Genomic DNA, 723 nt, shown 5'->3' with positions numbered 1-723 from the left:
GGTGCGCGTGCCGCCCCGGTTGAACAGGCCGCCGAACAGGTCGCCGATGCGCTCCCCGGCGCCGCCGGCCGGGCCGCCGCCCGCCGGGCCGCCCTGCCCGAAGAGGTCTCCCAGGTCGAAACCGAAGCCGCCGCCCTGCCCGCCGCCGGCGCCGCGGAAGCCGCTCGGCATCGAGCGGACCTGGTCGTACTCCTTGCGGCGCTTCTCGTCCGAAAGGACCCTGTTCGCCTCGGAGACCTCCTTGAACCTCTCCTCGGCGTCGGCGTCGCCCTTGTTGCGGTCCGGGTGGTACTGCTGGGCGAGCTTGCGGTAAGCCTTCTTGATCTCGTCCTGCGAGGCGTTCTTCGAGACACCGAGGACCTTGTAGTAGTCCTTCTCGAGGTAGTCCTTGGTGCTCACCGATCCTCGCCTTCCGCGTCTTGGTGTGTCTGCCGCCGGTGTGCCGTCCGGTGCCGGTGGTGTGGTGTCCGGCGCCGTGCCGGGGCGTCCGGCGCCGATGGGCCGCCCGGACCGTCCTCCGCCGTGCGCGCACGCCGGGGGAGGACGGCCCGGACCTGGTTCTGCCGAGCGGCCGTCGCCGCCCGCCGGGCCGTGCCCGTCGCCTGGGCCGTGCCCGTCGCCTGGGCCGTGCCCGTCGCCTGGGCCGTGCCCGCCCGCCGGGCCGTGGCCGTCGTCCGGGTCGTGCCCGATGGCCGGGCCGTGATCGCCGGCCGGGCCGTCGCC

Annotated in this window: 2 protein-coding genes; one reads left to right on the top strand and one right to left on the bottom strand. The window is 75.1% G+C overall.

Going from position 1 to position 723, the window contains the following annotated elements; translation table 11 throughout:
- Positions 1-399 (bottom strand): DnaJ domain-containing protein (locus tag DZF91_RS22905; RefSeq protein ID WP_158588022.1); only part of this gene is annotated, 399 nt, incomplete at its 3' end.
- A 123-nt stretch (positions 400-522) separates the two neighbouring features.
- Between DZF91_RS22905 and DZF91_RS39035 the strand changes: the two genes are divergently transcribed.
- On the top strand, positions 523-723 hold a 201-nt coding region (locus tag DZF91_RS39035; protein WP_199486816.1), incomplete at its 3' end, for a hypothetical protein.

Origin of the sequence: Actinomadura logoneensis, assembly GCF_003428695.1 — a bacterium.
Lineage (GTDB): Bacteria > Actinomycetota > Actinomycetes > Streptosporangiales > Streptosporangiaceae > Spirillospora > Spirillospora logoneensis.
The sequence above is the reverse complement of the archived record's forward strand: the minus strand, read 5'-3'. Positions and strand labels throughout refer to the sequence as shown.